16 protein-coding genes are annotated in these 14,363 nt (G+C 73.0%); 4 read left to right on the plus strand and 12 right to left on the minus strand.

The window, feature by feature from the left end; all coding sequences use genetic code 11:
- Nucleotides 1–56 precede the first annotated feature (56 nt).
- Nucleotides 57–503, plus strand: coding sequence for a nitroreductase family deazaflavin-dependent oxidoreductase (locus ACZ3TI_RS31055; RefSeq protein WP_465732160.1), 447 nt, complete (start codon nt 57–59; stop codon nt 501–503).
- A 28-nt stretch (nt 504–531) separates the two neighbouring features.
- Here the strand turns inward: ACZ3TI_RS31055 and ACZ3TI_RS31060 are convergent, their stop codons facing one another.
- From ACZ3TI_RS31060 to ACZ3TI_RS31075, 4 genes are all read right to left on the minus strand, one after another.
- Nucleotides 532–1,089 carry a DUF3291 domain-containing protein gene (locus tag ACZ3TI_RS31060; RefSeq protein ID WP_465732053.1) on the minus strand — a complete coding sequence of 186 codons (558 nt, stop codon included), beginning with the start codon at nt 1,087–1,089 and terminating at the stop codon, nt 532–534.
- A 402-nt stretch (nt 1,090–1,491) separates the two neighbouring features.
- Nucleotides 1,492–2,955: a SulP family inorganic anion transporter gene (locus ACZ3TI_RS31065; protein ID WP_465732055.1), complete on the minus strand. Its 1,464-nt coding sequence runs from the start codon at nt 2,953–2,955 to the stop codon at nt 1,492–1,494.
- Between the two features lie 80 nt (nt 2,956–3,035).
- Nucleotides 3,036–3,626 (minus strand): carbonic anhydrase, encoded by a 591-nt coding sequence (locus tag ACZ3TI_RS31070; RefSeq protein WP_465732057.1) that lies wholly within the window; start codon nt 3,624–3,626, stop codon nt 3,036–3,038.
- A 195-nt stretch (nt 3,627–3,821) separates the two neighbouring features.
- A complete protein-coding gene (locus ACZ3TI_RS31075; RefSeq protein ID WP_465732059.1) occupies nt 3,822–4,172 on the minus strand; it encodes a hypothetical protein in 351 nt (116 codons plus the stop codon).
- A gap of 452 nt (nt 4,173–4,624) precedes the next feature.
- Here ACZ3TI_RS31075 and ACZ3TI_RS31080 point away from each other — a divergent pair, with 452 nt between their 5' ends.
- Entirely contained in the window at nt 4,625–5,557 is a 933-nt protein-coding gene (locus ACZ3TI_RS31080; protein WP_465732061.1) for a DUF4328 domain-containing protein, read from the plus strand.
- Between the two features lie 188 nt (nt 5,558–5,745).
- Here ACZ3TI_RS31080 and ACZ3TI_RS31085 read toward each other — a convergent pair whose 3' ends face one another.
- The 4 genes from ACZ3TI_RS31085 to ACZ3TI_RS31100 form a co-directional block, all read right to left on the minus strand.
- A complete protein-coding gene (locus tag ACZ3TI_RS31085; RefSeq protein WP_465732063.1) occupies nt 5,746–6,057 on the minus strand; it encodes a hypothetical protein in 312 nt (103 codons plus the stop codon).
- A 23-nt stretch (nt 6,058–6,080) separates the two neighbouring features.
- Nucleotides 6,081–6,602, minus strand: coding sequence for a nucleoside-triphosphatase (locus ACZ3TI_RS31090; RefSeq protein WP_465732065.1), 522 nt, complete (start codon nt 6,600–6,602; stop codon nt 6,081–6,083).
- Between the two features lie 102 nt (nt 6,603–6,704).
- The gene (locus ACZ3TI_RS31095) at nt 6,705–8,060 is read right to left on the minus strand and encodes an MFS transporter (RefSeq protein ID WP_465732067.1); all 1,356 of its coding nucleotides are present in this window, start codon (nt 8,058–8,060) and stop codon (nt 6,705–6,707) included.
- A gap of 142 nt (nt 8,061–8,202) precedes the next feature.
- Entirely contained in the window at nt 8,203–8,562 is a 360-nt protein-coding gene (locus tag ACZ3TI_RS31100) for an ArsR/SmtB family transcription factor (protein ID WP_465732069.1), read from the minus strand.
- A 111-nt stretch (nt 8,563–8,673) separates the two neighbouring features.
- Here ACZ3TI_RS31100 and ACZ3TI_RS31105 point away from each other — a divergent pair, with 111 nt between their 5' ends.
- Nucleotides 8,674–9,639, plus strand: a complete 966-nt coding sequence (locus ACZ3TI_RS31105) for a cation diffusion facilitator family transporter (protein WP_465732071.1) — start codon at nt 8,674–8,676, stop codon at nt 9,637–9,639.
- 134 nt (nt 9,640–9,773) lie between these two features.
- Here the strand turns inward: ACZ3TI_RS31105 and ACZ3TI_RS31110 are convergent, their stop codons facing one another.
- Nucleotides 9,774–10,604 carry a CbtA family protein gene (locus ACZ3TI_RS31110; RefSeq protein WP_465732162.1) on the minus strand — a complete coding sequence of 277 codons (831 nt, stop codon included), beginning with the start codon at nt 10,602–10,604 and terminating at the stop codon, nt 9,774–9,776.
- Between the two features lie 50 nt (nt 10,605–10,654).
- Nucleotides 10,655–10,879 carry a CbtB domain-containing protein gene (locus ACZ3TI_RS31115; RefSeq protein WP_355255000.1) on the minus strand — a complete coding sequence of 75 codons (225 nt, stop codon included), beginning with the start codon at nt 10,877–10,879 and terminating at the stop codon, nt 10,655–10,657.
- A gap of 326 nt (nt 10,880–11,205) precedes the next feature.
- Here ACZ3TI_RS31115 and ACZ3TI_RS31120 point away from each other — a divergent pair, with 326 nt between their 5' ends.
- Nucleotides 11,206–11,790 carry a histidine phosphatase family protein gene (locus tag ACZ3TI_RS31120; protein ID WP_465732074.1) on the plus strand — a complete coding sequence of 195 codons (585 nt, stop codon included), beginning with the start codon at nt 11,206–11,208 and terminating at the stop codon, nt 11,788–11,790.
- Between the two features lie 20 nt (nt 11,791–11,810).
- On the opposite strand, the gene ACZ3TI_RS31125 is transcribed toward ACZ3TI_RS31120, so the two are convergent.
- On the minus strand, nt 11,811–13,127 hold the full coding sequence (locus tag ACZ3TI_RS31125) for an MFS transporter (RefSeq protein ID WP_465732076.1): 1,317 nt from the start codon (nt 13,125–13,127) through the stop codon (nt 11,811–11,813).
- Nucleotides 13,120–14,319: a cytochrome P450 family protein gene (locus tag ACZ3TI_RS31130; protein ID WP_465732078.1), complete on the minus strand. Its 1,200-nt coding sequence runs from the start codon at nt 14,317–14,319 to the stop codon at nt 13,120–13,122. Before ACZ3TI_RS31130 ends, ACZ3TI_RS31125 begins: the two co-directional genes overlap by 8 nt.
- Nucleotides 14,320–14,363: the final 44 nt, after the last annotated feature.

Genomic DNA, 14,363 nt, shown 5'->3' on the forward strand with positions numbered 1-14,363 from the left:
TCACGTACCCTGTCGGACACCACCACACTTCATGACGTGACGATGGGGTGCATGCGATGCCTCTTGAGGGTGAGTACGAGCCGAGTCCGGCACAGTGGATTCGCGATCAGGTCGAGCTGTACGAGAGTTCGGGCGGCACGCGGGGAACGATACTCTGGGACACGGGCCTGCCCGTCGTCATCGTCACGATGCGCGGCGCGAAGAGCGGCAGGATCCGCAAGGTCCCCTTGATGCGCGTGGAGCACGAGGGGCGCTACGCGGCCGTGGCCTCGAAGGGCGGCTTCCCGCGTCACCCGGTCTGGTACTTCAACGTCAAGGCCGACCCGCACGTCGAGCTCCAGGACGGGCCCGAACGGCGGGACATGACGGCACGTGAGGTCACCGGCGACGAGAAGGCCGAATGGTGGGAGCGCGCGGTCGCCGCGTATCCGCCGTACGCCGAATACCAGGAGAAGACCGACCGGGTGATCCCCGTCTTCGTGCTGGAGCCCGCGCGCGGGTAGGAGACCTGGTGCTTCTCAGGCTTCCTTGTCAGCGAACCCGGTCGCGCTTCGGCCCGATGCCTTTGGTCCTGGTCGGCGACCCGTCCGGGCCGAACGGGTCGCGGGAGGTGAAGGCGTGCGGCGCGGAGCCGTGGTCGTGGAGGTGCTCCAGCCTGGAAACCCCGTCCTGCCAGGTGGGTATCTCGCCGTCGGCGACCCACCAGAACACGTAGTTCGGGTGCCCCGCCCTCTCGAACCAGTCGTAACGCCTGTTCAGCGCCTCACGGTGCAGACCGGTGTAGACGGCATCGAGGGCGGGGCGCAGGCCGGTCCAGAGTGAGAGGGTCGTGGCCAGGGCGGTGGTTTCCGGCGTGCGGCCCTTGCCGTACCACGTCGGGACGGTGAACTCTCCCCATGCACCCCAGTCCGCCTCGAAGAGCACGCCCCGCTCACCGTCTGCCGCTTCGGCATGCCCGAGGTATCCGGGGCTCTGACTGATCGTCCGGTAGACGGTCTCACCGATGTCGTAGAGCTCTCGCGTGAGAGGTGCGGGATCGGCGAGAGGTGACTTCAGGACGCCGAACGTGTACAGAGCAAGATGGGGCATGCGTCTCTCCGTGGTTGGGGTTGTCTGGCGTGGACCCGGTCCGGTGGCCACACATGGGGAGCGAGGGGTTCGTGGAGCGTGACCCGACTCATCCCGTCGCGGGTGGTCCAGCCTGAAGGAACCCCTGTGCGACCGTGGCGATCACCGAAGACGAGATCAAGGTAGCCGCCTCTGCGAGCCATGTCGAAGTTGCAATTTCCCTGCCTACATGGCCTCTTGCGCAGTGGCCGTCACATGCCGGGGAGCCGGCACTCGCCGCAGCCCGGGAGCGAAGCCAGGTAGACGGTGCCCATGCCGCCGGAGCCGATCCGCGGGCCGGAGCCCGAACCGGGCCGGAGCCCGAACCGGACCGGGGCGCCCGCTCGTTCGAGCGGGCGCCCCGGTCGTGTCCGCCCGGCAGGATCAGCTGCGGCCGGCCAGCGCGGGTATCAGTCGCACGGCCTCGGGCGCGTTGGCGTTGTGACGCTCGACCCATGTGGTCAGCGCGGTCTGGCAGGCGTGGTCGAGGTGTCGGAGACCGGTGAGGTCCAGTTCCACGACGCGGTCGGTCGGCAGGGCCTCAAGGGCGTCCAGCAGCTTGGGCAGCCGGAGGAAGGTGGCGTTGCCCGTCAGCCGGACCTGGACGGCGCCGGTCGGGAGTTCCTCCGTGTCCACGTGCAGCCGGGACGTCTCCCAGGCGGTCTTGACGATCGACAGGCCCAGGCCGATCAGCACGCCCTCGAACATGTTGACCGTGACGATGGCCACGGCGGTGGCCGCGAGGACGAGGGCTTCGGAGCGGTGCTCGCGCCACAGTGGTCCGAGCTGCTTGAACGGCAGGAGCTTGAACCCGGCATGCACGAGCACGCCGGCGAGCGCCGCGATGGGGATGACGCCGAGGGCGGCCGGGAGCAGGGCGGCGAAGATCAGCAGCCACGCGCCGTGCAGCACACGGGACGCCTTGGTCCTGGCGCCGGCCTGGACGTTGGCGGCGCTGCGGACGATGACCGCGGTCATCGGCAGGGCGCCGAGGGCGCCGCAGAGGGCGTTGCCCGCCCCCTGGGCCATGAGCTCCCTGTCGTAGTCGGTGCGCGGCCCGTCGTGGAGCCGGTCGACGGCGGCCGCGCTGAAGAGGCTCTCGGCCGAGGCGACGAGGGTGAAGGCCACGATCGTGACGAGCAGGGCGGGGGTGAACTGGTCGAGCACGCCGCTGCCCGGTGGCTGGATGGCGTCCAGCAGGCCCTTGACCTCCACCTTCTTCACCGGCTGGTGGAGCAGCCAGGCTGCGGCGGTGGCCAGGACGACGGCCACCAGCGCGCCCGGAACGACCCTCGCCCTGGCCGGGAGCCGTTGCCACAGCACGATCACGGCGATGGTTCCGGCGCCGATCGCGAAGGAGTAGCCGGCGGCCGGCGAGGAGAGGAGCCGGCCGGCGAGTGCGGGTAGGCCGAGGAGCTTGTCGATTCCGCTCGCGGGCGCCGGCCGGTCGGCCATCGCGTAGAGCTGGCCGGCGATGATGACCAGACCGATCCCGGCCAGCATGCCCTCGACCACGGCGACGGAGATCGCGCGGAACCACCGGCCCCAGCGCAGTGCGCCCAGCAGCAGCTGGAGCAGGCCGGTGGCGGCGACCACGACGCCGAGTGCCGGCAGCCCGAACCGCTGCACCGTCTCGGCGACCAGGACGGTCAACCCGGCTGCCGGACCGCTGACTTGGAGGCTGCTGCCGGGAAGCGCACCGGTCACCAGGCCGCCGACGATGCCGGTGATCAGGCCGAGTTCGGCAGGGACGCCCGAGGCGACGGCGACGCCGACGCACAGGGGGAGTGCGACGAGGAAGACGACGAGCGAGGCGGTCAGGTCGTACTTGAGTGCGGGAAAGCGCATGGGAGCCCTCATCCGGGGAGGTTCGGGGGTGGCGGGCCGCGGATTCACGGCGGGCCGCGGGTTCACCGCGGGCAGTGACGTCACAGCGGCAGGAAGGCGTCGGTGCCGGGGCGGTGGGTGAGGACCGCGCCGGTGTGCACTTCGTAGAACCAGCCGTGCAGGCCGAGCAGGCCCGCGTCGACCCGGCGCGCGACGCTCGGGTGGGTGCGCAGCTTCTGCAGCTGGTCCAGGACGTGGCGTTGGACCGGGCCGGCCAGGTCGTGGCTCGGTTCCCCGCCCGGTGTCAGTGCGGTGCCGTCGGCGAGCCAGTCGCGCACCGCCGGCACGCCGGTGAGGTCGTCGCCCCGTACGACGGCGCCCACGGCGCCGCAGTGCGAGTGGCCGCACACCACGATGTCGGCGATCTTCAGGACCTCGACGGCGTATTCGATGGTCGCCGCTTCGGCTGACGGAACGTCCGGCCGGTACGGCGGGACGATGTTGCCGGCGGTCCGCATCTCGAAGAGGTCCCCGGGCCGGGCGCCGGTGACAACGGAGGGGATGACGCGGGAGTCCGAGCAGGTGATGAACAACGCTTGCGGGTTCTGACCGGCAGCCAGTCGCCCGAAGGCGTCGGAGTCCTGCGCGGCACGGCGGCGGAAGGTGCGGGCGTGGTCGATGAATGCTTGCATGTCGGTGCCTGGGGCCCTTCGGGAGTCGTCTCTGAAAGGTCTTCGGAACCGTGCTCGATACGGAGGAAGGCAGCGCGGAGCGCGACGGCGGTGGCAGGAGGATCACTGCCGTGAGCCATCGTGAATCATTGGGCGTGGGCGTCACCGCCCGGGTGTCGCTGCCGTCGACGAGCGTGCGGGCACGGTCGGCGCCGATCAGCAGCGGAACACCTGGAGGGCCGTCGTTCTGCATTGTCTGAGCGCCCCGTGCGGCGCCTCGGGGGCATCGGCCGGCGGCGCGGGGCTGACGGTCGGAGCGTCGTCGAGCAGGGACGGGAGCAACTCCGGGCGCCGTTGGGGGACTTCGACCGACCGGATCCGGGTCGACCACAGCCCGGGTGCGCATGTGGGGAGTGTTGCGTCCTCGACGAGCTTCGCCTCCGCGACCACCCGCGGGGAGCCGTTCTCCCGGGTGAACGCGGACGCGGGCTGGGACAGCACCAGCAGGCTCACCATGGCGACGAGGGCCACGGCGACGGCGCCGAAAACCCTCGTGGCGAATGGCATTGCCTGTTCCTTTCCCCCGCTTTGGAGACTTCTTGGGAGTCTCATGAACCCTGACGACCTGCCGTGGCGGGAAGTTCCGGCATTCTGTTAACAAGGCGTAAAGCATTTCGGCGGATTGATTGGCGGTCTGCTGGAGGCAACTCCGAATGTGGGTGAATGGTGAATTGTTTGCGATGCGACCTTTCCGTGGGAAGGGGTCGACGGTGACGGGCGGACGAACGGGCGATTCGACGGCGGGGAGTCGGACGTGCCGACGCGCGCCGGCCCTCGGGGGAGGGCGCGGCCGGAGCGATCTGTCGGCTATCTGGTGATACCGCCCCTGAGCTGGGAATCCCCGCTGGCAGCCGACGTCACGGATCCCCTAGAGTCGGCGCGCCCGTCCCGGTCGGGGTGGGGGGCGTACCAGTGCGCGCGGTCGTGTCCGCGGCGAGATTCCGGGAGTTGACGAGCTGATGGTGTGTGTGGCGTGCGGGGCACGCCCCAGGGGGACGGACAGCGGGCGCTGCTTCGGCTGCGCGGAGGCGGCTCCCGGATGGGCGGCGGCACTGCGCCCGGCGAACGGCCTTGCCGCGGCGGTCTACGTCCTGCTGGGGTTGAACGCCGTCCTGGCGGCGGTGGTGGTCGCGGTCGACGTCCGGTCCGACCTGCTCCTGGGCAGCCTGGCGGACGGGTCGGGCGACGTCGGACTCGACGACTTCGACGCGGTGGTCTCCGTGGCGAACCCGTTGAACGAGGTGTTCCCCCTGGTGGTGCTGGCCACGGCTGTGGTGTTCATCGTCTGGTTCTACCGGATCCGTGAGAACGCCGACCTGCTGCTGCCGAGCGGGCACCGCTACGGACGCGGCTGGACCATCGGGGCCTGGTTCACCCCCGTCGTCCTGCTCTGGTTCCCCTGGCAGCTGATGGTGGACTGCTGGCGGGCGAGCGCGCCGCTGGACGCCGAGGGACGGCGAAGCATGCCGTCGGAGAAGGTGCTCACCCTGTGGTGGTCCACCTGGATCGGCTCGATCGTCGTCGGCCGGATCGCGGCCACCATGATGAAGTACGTCGACCTGACGGACCTCGACAGCGTGGAGAGCCTGCGCAACCCCATCCGGATCGAGGCCGCCGGATCGGCGCTGCGCCTGGTGGCGGCGGTGGCAGCGATCATGGTGGTCAACAGGCTGACCGCCATGCAGCAGGAGCGCCGGGCCGACATCAACCTGCTCGCGGCGAGGGCCGCTCAGGAAGCCCGGGTCCGGGCGGTGGTGTCGTCTCCTGCATCGGCGGCAGCACCCGCCGCCACGGCTACGGCTACCACTGCGTCGGCGTCGGCGTCGGCATCCGCGTCCGCGTCCACCGACGCGCCGCATGACGCCGCGCCGGAGGCCCGGCCTTCCGCCTGACGCGGGCGTACGGCCCGGCCGAGGAGCGAGTCCTCGGCCGGGCGCGCCGGCCGGGCCGCGCTCAGCGCCGGACGGCGAGTTCGGCCACCACGGCGCGGTGGTCGCTGCGGGGCAGGGCGTGCTCGGAGACATCCGGCACGGCGCCCGCGCCCGGGGCCCGGTTCCTCGGCGTCGTCGGCGGGGGCGGCTCACAGGACGCGGGCGAGGGCCCGGCAGGACCGGCGGGCAACGCGGCACCACAGCCGGGCGGTCCCGCCGAGGGCCCGGTACCACCCGATGCCGAACGGGAGGGCGATGGCGAACCAGGACGGCGGCGCCAGCTCGCCGGGCCGGCGGGCGCCCTCGCGCGCCCAGCGGCGGCACCGTTCGACACCCCGGCGGGTCCAGCCGGCGCAGCGGTCGGCGCGTTCGGACCAGCGGGTCGAGGCGCGCAGCAGCCCGGCGTGCCACTCGTCGCGGCGTCGGACGATCGCGGTGGCGGTTCGGCCGTGGCGGGCCATCGGACGGGTCCTTTCGTACCGGGTCAGCGTCGCGCCGGCGCCAGGCGTGCCGCGAGCCGCTCCGGGAGGGCATCCCGGTTGGCCGGGGTCAGCCGGAGGAGCTCGACGTCGGCGCGGCGCTTGAGGGCGTCGGTGAACGGGGCGTGCTGCGCCTGCACGGTGGCCACGACATCGGCATCGGCGGCGAACAGCTCCCGGACGGCGTCCTCGAACGGGCGGTACGCCAGCTCCATCCGCCCGAGCTCGTCGACCAGGACCAGCGTTCCCGCCGACCACACCAGGGACGGCAACGCCAGGCGTGCCATCACCTCCAGGTCGACGCCGTAGCGTCCGACCCGTGGCGGCCCAGGGAGGTCGACACGGGCGAGCACGGCACGCTCGCCCGCGAGCGTCTCCAGGGCGAACCCGATCCGGGCGCCGTCCAGCCGGATCTCCTCCGTGGTGAAGCCGGTGGTCTCCCGGGCGGGCACGAGGGCCGCGAGCCGTCGGATCGCGGTGGTCTTCCCGCTGCCGGGACGCCCCTCCAGCAGGATCCTGGTCGGCATCGCAGGCTCCGCAGTCGGACGGTCGGCCGGTGGGTGGGTGGTCCTGCCACCAGCCTGTGCCCCCGCGAGCGCGTGCCGCAACGCCGGCACCCCACGGACGGCTCACACGCCGGCGGGCTGCCGGGGCCAGCGGTTGTGCAGGTGGTCTATGACGAAGTCGTGCCCGTGGCGCCAGCCGTCCGAGGTCGGCTGGGCGTCGGCGAGGTGCGGGTGGTCCTCGGGCAGGTCGTGGTGGACGTGGCCGAGGCGGGCGGGGTCGCGGCGGGGCCAGATCGCGGTGGCGGCGAGGGTCGCGGCGAGCGCGATGGCGCCGAGGACGACGGCGGTGACCGGCAGTCCGGCGCCGGCGGCGAGCCAGCCGGCGAGGGGGTAGGTGAGCAGCCAGCAGCTGTGGGAGAGGGAGAACTGGGCGGCGAAGGCGGCGGGCAGGTCGGCGTCGGCGGCGGAGCGGCGGATGACCCGGCCGCCGGGGGTGAGGACGGCGGAGCACGCTGCGCCGATCGCCGCCCAGGCCGCCAGGAGCGCGACCCAGGTCCAGGTGCCGGCCGAGGCGGCGGTGACGGCCGCGACGGCGGCGAGGATCAGTGGCAGTGCGTAGGCGGTGGGGAGCATGACGGCGCGGTCGCCGATCCTTCGCAGCAGCCGGGGCAGGGCGAGGGCGGCGAGGATGGAGCCGACGCCGTACGCGCCGAGGGCGAGGGAGACGAACCCGGCGGCCTTGTGGAAGTGGCCCTGGACGACGACGACCGTGTTGACGAAGACGATGGCCCCGGCGGCGGCCACCGCGAGGTCGAGGGCGAGCAGGGCGCGCAGGCGCGGGGTGGCCCAGTAGAGGCGGGTGCCGAAGGCGGCCTTGCGGTAGACACCGCCGGTGCGCTCGACCGGTTTGGCCTTGGGCAGGACGGTGGAGACGACGAGCGCGGCGGAGGCGAGGAAGCCGATCGCGGTGCCGGTGAAGAGCCAGTGGTAGCTGACCACGGTCAGCAGCAGAGCGGCGAGTGCCGGGCTGAACAGGCTCTCCAGGTCGTAGGCGATGCGGGTCAGCGACAGCGCCTGGGTGTAGTCGCGCTCCTCGGGCAGCACCTCGGGGATGGTCGCGGTGAAGGTCGGGGTGAACGCCGCCGAGGCGGACTGCAGCAGGAGGATCAGGACGTATATCTGCCACACCTGGGTGACGAACGGCAGGGTGAGCGCGACCCCGGCCCGGGTGAGGTCCATCGCCACCATGACCGCCCGCCGGGGTATCCGGTCGGCGAACGCGCCGAGCACGGGGGCGATGCCGACATAGGCGACCATCTTGATCGCCAGCGCGGTGCCGAGGACGGCGGAGGCGTCGTCCCCGGCGATCCGGTACGCGAGCAGACTGAGCGCCACGGTCGCCAGGCCGGTGCCGAGCAGGGCGACGACCTGCGCGGTGAACAGGCGGCGGTAGGTGCGGTTGCGCAGTACGGCGAGCATGCGGGCGCGTCCTTGCATCCGGCGGCGTGAGCATGCTCAGACTAGCGACGTGTGCGCATATGCGCACACGTTCGCTGGATCGTGGCCGGATCCTGGTGCGGTGGGCCATCGGCCGGGGTCGGACCGCCGGCGTCGAGGGGGGTCAGGCGTGCCAGGGCTCGCCGGTGACGAGGTGGTCGGCGTGGTTGAGCGCCTCGGTGACCAGGCGGCGCAGGTGGCCGTCCCGCAGGGCGTACACCGCGTGCCGCCCCTCCCGCCGGGTGTCCACCAGTCCGGCCAGCCGCAGCTTCGCCAGGTGCTGGCTGACGGCGGGGCGGGCCGCGCCGCACGCGGCCGTCAGCGCCGTCACGTCGGCCTCGCCCTGGGCGAGCAGCCACAGCAGGTGCAGCCGCGTGGGGTCGGCCAGCAGGGCGAAGACCGTGGTGGCTACGGCGAGCCGGCTCTCGCTGGGGGCAAGCTGATGCCCGCCACTTGCAACTAGAACCTCTGCGCGTTCTGCCATGACGCCATCCTAGGCCCGGTGGGTGGCAGTTCTCGGCGCGTGCGCACATACGTACGCGACGCTAGGTTTGATGGTGCGCCCCGGGACGTCCCGATCCACCGGGAGGCAGCCATGGGCGGACACGGACACGGCCACGGCCACGGCCACGCGATCGACCCGGCCATGGAGACCGCCGCGGAGGGCATCCGCACCGTGTGGGTGTCGCTGGCGGTCCTCGGCGGGACCGCCCTGGTCCAGCTGCTGGTCGTGGCCCTCTCCGGCTCGATCGCCCTGCTCGGGGACAGCATCCACAACTTCGCCGACGCCCTGACCGCCGTCCCGCTGGGCGTCGCCTTCGTCCTCGGTCGCCGTCCCGCCTCCCGCCGCTACACGTACGGCTATGGCCGCGCGGAGGACCTGGCCGGCATCGCGATCGTGCTCACCATCGCGGCCTCCTCGGCCCTGGCCGGCTACGAAGCCGTCCAACGGCTGGTCGGCCCGCGCGAGATCACCCACCTGTGGGCGGTCGCCGGGGCAGCCGTGGTCGGCTTCCTCGGTAACGAGTGGGTCGCCCGGTACCGCGTCTCCACCGGCCGCCGGATCGGTTCCGCCGCCCTGGTCGCCGACGGCCTGCACGCCCGTACCGACGGCTTCACCTCACTCGCCGTCCTGCTCGGCGCCGGCGGGGCTGCCCTCGGCTGGCGACTGGCCGACCCGATCGTCGGCCTCCTCGTCACGGCCGCGATCCTGCTGGTGCTGCGCGACGCCGCCCGTGAGGTCTACGGGCGCCTCATGGACGCCGTCGACCCCGCTCTCCTCGACGCCGCCGAAGCCGGACTGCGCGGCGTCGACGGCGTCCTGGACGTCGGCCAGGTCCGCATGCGCTGGATCGGCCACCGGCTGCGGGCCGAGGCGGACGTGGTCGTGGACGACCTCCTCACCGTCGGCCAGGCCCACGCCGTCGCCGTCGATGCCGAACACGCCCTCGTCCACGCCGTCCCGCGGCTCACCGCGGCCACCGTCCACACCGATCCCGCCGCCCGCTCCGGCCGGTCTCACCACGTGGCCCGCACCGGGCACATGGGCGACACGGCCTGACGCGCCCGCCCCCTGCCCTGAGCGCCGTCCGCCGCGGCGCCGCCGGTCCCGGACCGGCCCCGTCCCGGTCCCGGACAGCGGTCGACCCCGCCGGCGCGCCTCCGGCGGGGTCGAGGGTCGGTACTGAGCGGTGGTCAGGCCGCGGTGGCGGCGGTCGGCTCCTTGGTCGTCACGGCCGCGGCCGTGACGGGGGCCGGTACCAGGAGCCGCTGGGCCAGCGCGCCGAAGAGCAGCCCGAAGGCCGTCCAGAGCGCGGCCTGGATCCCGATCGAGGCGAGTCGGAAGTCCCACAGCAGAGCCGCGGGGAAGGACTCCTTCACCGCGTCGCCGTTGTCGGGCAGGACGGCGAACAGCACGGCCATCACCGCGACGTAGCCCGCGCCCGCCGCGACGGTGGCGTTCCAGGTGCCCAGGCGCGGAGCGAGGCGCCGGCCGACGATCACGGCGGCGACGCCCAGCAGCACGCTGAGCGCGATCATGAGGAAGAACAGCGTGGTGCGCTGTCCGATGGTGTCCGGGTTGCCGACCGCCGGCGGGGTGGCCGGGTACTTGAGGAACGGCACGAGGTAGACGGTGGTGAAGGCGCCCGCCGCGACCAGCGCGGCGGTGGCCCGGGGGCTGAGCCGGCCGACCCGCCCGAGGGCGAAGCAGAACGCCAGCGAGCCGATGCCGCCGAGCGCCACGCCGTACACCAGGACGCCGGTGGCCAGGCCCGCGGTGGACTGGAGGGTCCGGCTGACCAGTTCCTCCTCCTCACCGCCGTTCTGGTCGGGGGAGGCTGCCTCCGCGGTGCCGTGGTCGTGGTCATGGTGGGCGGCGGGGGCCGAAGCGGAGTGCTCCAGCGCGATGCTGTCCGAGACCGGGCCCTCGCCGACGAGGTAGGCCACGGCGAAGGCCAGCAGACCGGCGATCAGGCCCGCGACCATGCCGCGGGCCAGCAGTCTTCTGACGGTCGCGGCCGGCATGGCGGCTGCGGGGGTGGTGGTGGAGTCGTTCATGGGTGCGTCGGCCCCGTTCAGTGGCAGGGGAAGCCGAGCAGGTGCCGGCCGTCGTGCACCCACTCGTGCACGGCCGCGCCGGAGAAGACCGAGGTGGCGCCCTGCTCGGCGCCGACGAAGTAGAGCAGGACCAGCATCAGCGTGCCGATGAAGGCCGCCCACGGCAGGATCGCGCGCAGCGGCAGCGAGGCCGGAGCGGACCCGGTGGCGGGCAGGCTGGGGGAGACGACGGACTGGGCCATGGTGGAACCTCCTGGGGGAAACACGCGTCCCGTACGGTGGAGCTCTGACGACGGCCATCGGGTCTGACTTGCCGACGTACCCGCCGCTGCGTGAGGCGGCCGACCGTCGGCATACAGTGGCGCGACCGTGCCGGATTCCCACCGGACTTCCGTCTCGCCGTCGTCTTCATTTGGTCGGGGAGACCGTAGCGCCGTCGGCGGATCCAGCCAAGGGCTCACACCGGCGCATCGGCTCGGCGCGCGGTGGAGCGGATGCGCCCTCCGGTGGCTTCGGGCGCGCAGGTCCGCGCGGGCACGGGGATGACAGGTGTACGAAGGGAACGCGTGTGACGGTTCGGGTGATCTTCATCTCTCCGGCGATCGGAGCCGCCCTGCGGCAGGCCCGGTTCGACGACGACGGCCCGCTGGACGAGAGCGGCCTGCGGTCCGCCCGCGCGGCCGCACCCGCGGTGCCCGCCGCGGACCGTCTCCTGGTCTCGCCGTCCACCCGCTGCCGCCAGAGCGCCGCCGCCCTCGGGCTCGCCGCTGCCGAGGACACCGCGGCCCTGCGCGGCTGCGCGATGGGCCGCTGGCGCGGCCGGCTCCTCGACGAGCTGTCCGCCGAGGAGCCCGAGGCGGTGCTGGCCTGGCTCACCGACCCGGCCGCCGCCCCGCACGACGGCGAATCCGTACGGCAGTTGTGCGCCCGGGTGGCGCGGTGGCTGGACGACACCAGCGAGTCGACGGGGCGTCTGATCGCCGTCGCCGAGCCGGATGTGATCCGCGCCGCCGCCCTCCACGCCCTCGGCGCCCCCGAACAGGCCTTCTGGCGCCTGGACGTACCGCCCCTCTCCACCGTCGAGCTGACCGGCCGCGCCGCCCGGTGGAACGTCCGCCTGGCGTCCCCCCTGGCCCGGCGGGCCGACGACTGATCCAACTGCGGCTGGTGGCCTCAGAGTTCGCGGATCTCGCGCCTGGTCAGCGCGTACCCGAACGCGGCGATCAGGCAGAGCCCGGTGGTCGCGAACACCCCCCGGCTCCCGAACGCGTCCACCGCCGCGCCGGCCGCGACGACCGAGATCGGGAAGACCCCCAGACCGCAGAAGGTGATGGCCGCCATGACCCGGGCCAGCAGTGCGGGCGGGGTGTTCTTCTGCACGCCGGTGACGACCAGGACGTTGGTCACCGTGCTGGCGCCGCCGGCCAGGGCGAGCAGCAGCACGGCGCCGACCAGGCCGGTGAACGGCACCAGGCCGATCGCCGCACCCATCACCAGTCCGGAGAGCATCGCCGTGCGGCCCCGCGCGCGCACCTCGGTGAGGCCGGCCGAGAACAGGCCGCCGACCAGCGCACCGCCGGTGAACGCGGCCAGCAGCAGGCCGAGCCCGACGGCACCGGCGGCGAAGCCGTCGGTGGCCAGGGTCGGCAGGGCGACCCGGGTGGCGCCGCCCACCGTCAGGTTCGCGATCACCGTCACCGTCAGCACCGCGCGCAGCAGCGGCGACTCCCGCAGCAGGGCGCGGAAGTTCCGTGGCACGGCGGCGCGTTCGGAGATCGGGCGGGGCGGTGTGATGGCGCTGCCGCGACCGATCAGCAGCAGCGTCGCCGCCGACACGGCGAAGGTCGCCGCGTCCAGGCCCAGTGCGGCGGCCGGATCCAGCCAGGCGACCAGCGGACCGGCCACCGCCGGACCGACCAGACCGGCACCGAAGGTGACCGTACTGTTCAGCGCGTTGCCCGCGTGCAGCTCCTCGGCGGGCAGCAGGGTCGGGGTGATCGCCCAGGCGGCGGGCAGGAACACCCCCGCGCCGAGGCCGACCAGCAGGGCGAGCCCGCCGATCAGCCAGAACGCCGCCGCCCCGCCGGCGGCGACCGCGCACAGCCCGGCGGTGGCGAGCAGCCGGCCGAGGTCGGCGGCCAGCATCACCCGCCAGGCGCCGAACCGGTCGGCGAGCATCCCGCCGAGCGGGGTGGCGGCCAGCCGTCCCGCGCCGTAGGCGGCGACCACCAGGCTCAACTGGCGGGCGCCGCCGGCGAGGGAGTAGACCAGCAGGGGCAGCGCGACCACCTGGAACGCGTTGCCGAACTCCGAGGTGGCCTGCCCGATCACCAGCAGCCGGTAGCCGCGCGAGCGCAGCGGCGCGACGCCGATCCGGGGGCGGAACCGCAGCAGCCCCGCCGCGCCGCCCGCCGTCGCGCCGCCCGTTCCCGCGTCGCCTGCCTTCGCGCCGCCAGCTCCCGCGCCGCCCGTTCCCGTGCTGCTAGCCATCGAGCGAGACCGGCAGCGACTCCAGGCCGCGCAGCATGATCGTGTTGCGCCAGGGCAGGGTCTCCTCCGCGGCGGCCAGCTCGATCCGCGTGAAGCGCTCCAGCAGGCCGGTCAGTGCCACCTCGCTCTCCAGCTTGCCGAGGAAGGAGCCGAGGCAGCGGTGCAGGCCCTGCCCGAAGGCCAGGTGGCCCGGATCGTTCCGCTCGAGGATCAGCCGATCGGGATCGGTGAAGCGGGCCGGGTCCCGGTTGGCCGCGCCGAGCGAGAGCAGCACCAGCTCGTCGGCCGGGATCTCCACGTCGTCGACCATCACATCGGCGTTGGTGAACCGCAGCGTGGCCATGCTCACCGGGGACTCGTAGCGCAGGAACTCGTCGATCGCGACCGGCATCGCCGCCGGGTTGGCGCGCAGCCAGGCGAGCTGGTCGGGGTGGTGGAGCAGCGCCAGGGTGGCGGTGCCGAGCAGGTTGACGGTGGTCTCGTGACCGCCGATGAGCAGCAGGAAGACCATCGAGAACACCTCCTGCTCGGTGAGCTCGCCGGCGTCCCGGGCCTGCACCAGGTCGGTCAGGATGTCCGCGCGCGGCGACGCCCGCCGGGCCTTCATCAACTCCCGCAGGTAGTCGTTCAGTTCGGTGGTGGCCTGGTCGAAGGTCATCTCCCCGCCCTGGGTGAGGATCGCCGTCGACCAGGTGCGGAAGGCCCGCATGTCCTCCGGGGGGAAGCCCAGCAGCTCGCAGATGATCATGATCGGCAGCGGGAAGGCGAAGTCCGTCACCAGGTCGGCGGTCTCCCGCCCGCGCAGCCCGTCCAGCAGACCGTCGGCGATGCGCTCGACCAGCGGGCGCATCAGATCGACCCGCCGGCGGGTGAAGACGCCCTGGATCAGCCGGCGCAATCGGGTGTGGTCCGGTGGGTCGCTGTTGAGCATGTGGACGACCTCCGAGCCGAGCGTCAGACCGGCACCCCGCCCGCTCGCGATGGCCTGGCTGCGGCGGACGTCCTGCCCGAACCGCGGGTCCATCAGCGCCGCCCGGACGTCCTGGTAGCGCGTCACCAGGTAGACCGGCAGACCCTCGCCGAACTCCACCACGGAGACCGCGCCGGCCTCGCGGATCCGGGCGAGCGTGGGGTAGGGGTCGCGGATGAAGGCGGACATCCGCGCGGCGGCGTCGTCGACCGCGGTGGTCATGGATCTCTCCTCGGGCTCGAAAACTCTCGTGACTGCGTGACTGC

The organism is Kitasatospora sp. NPDC023120, from assembly GCF_055560835.1.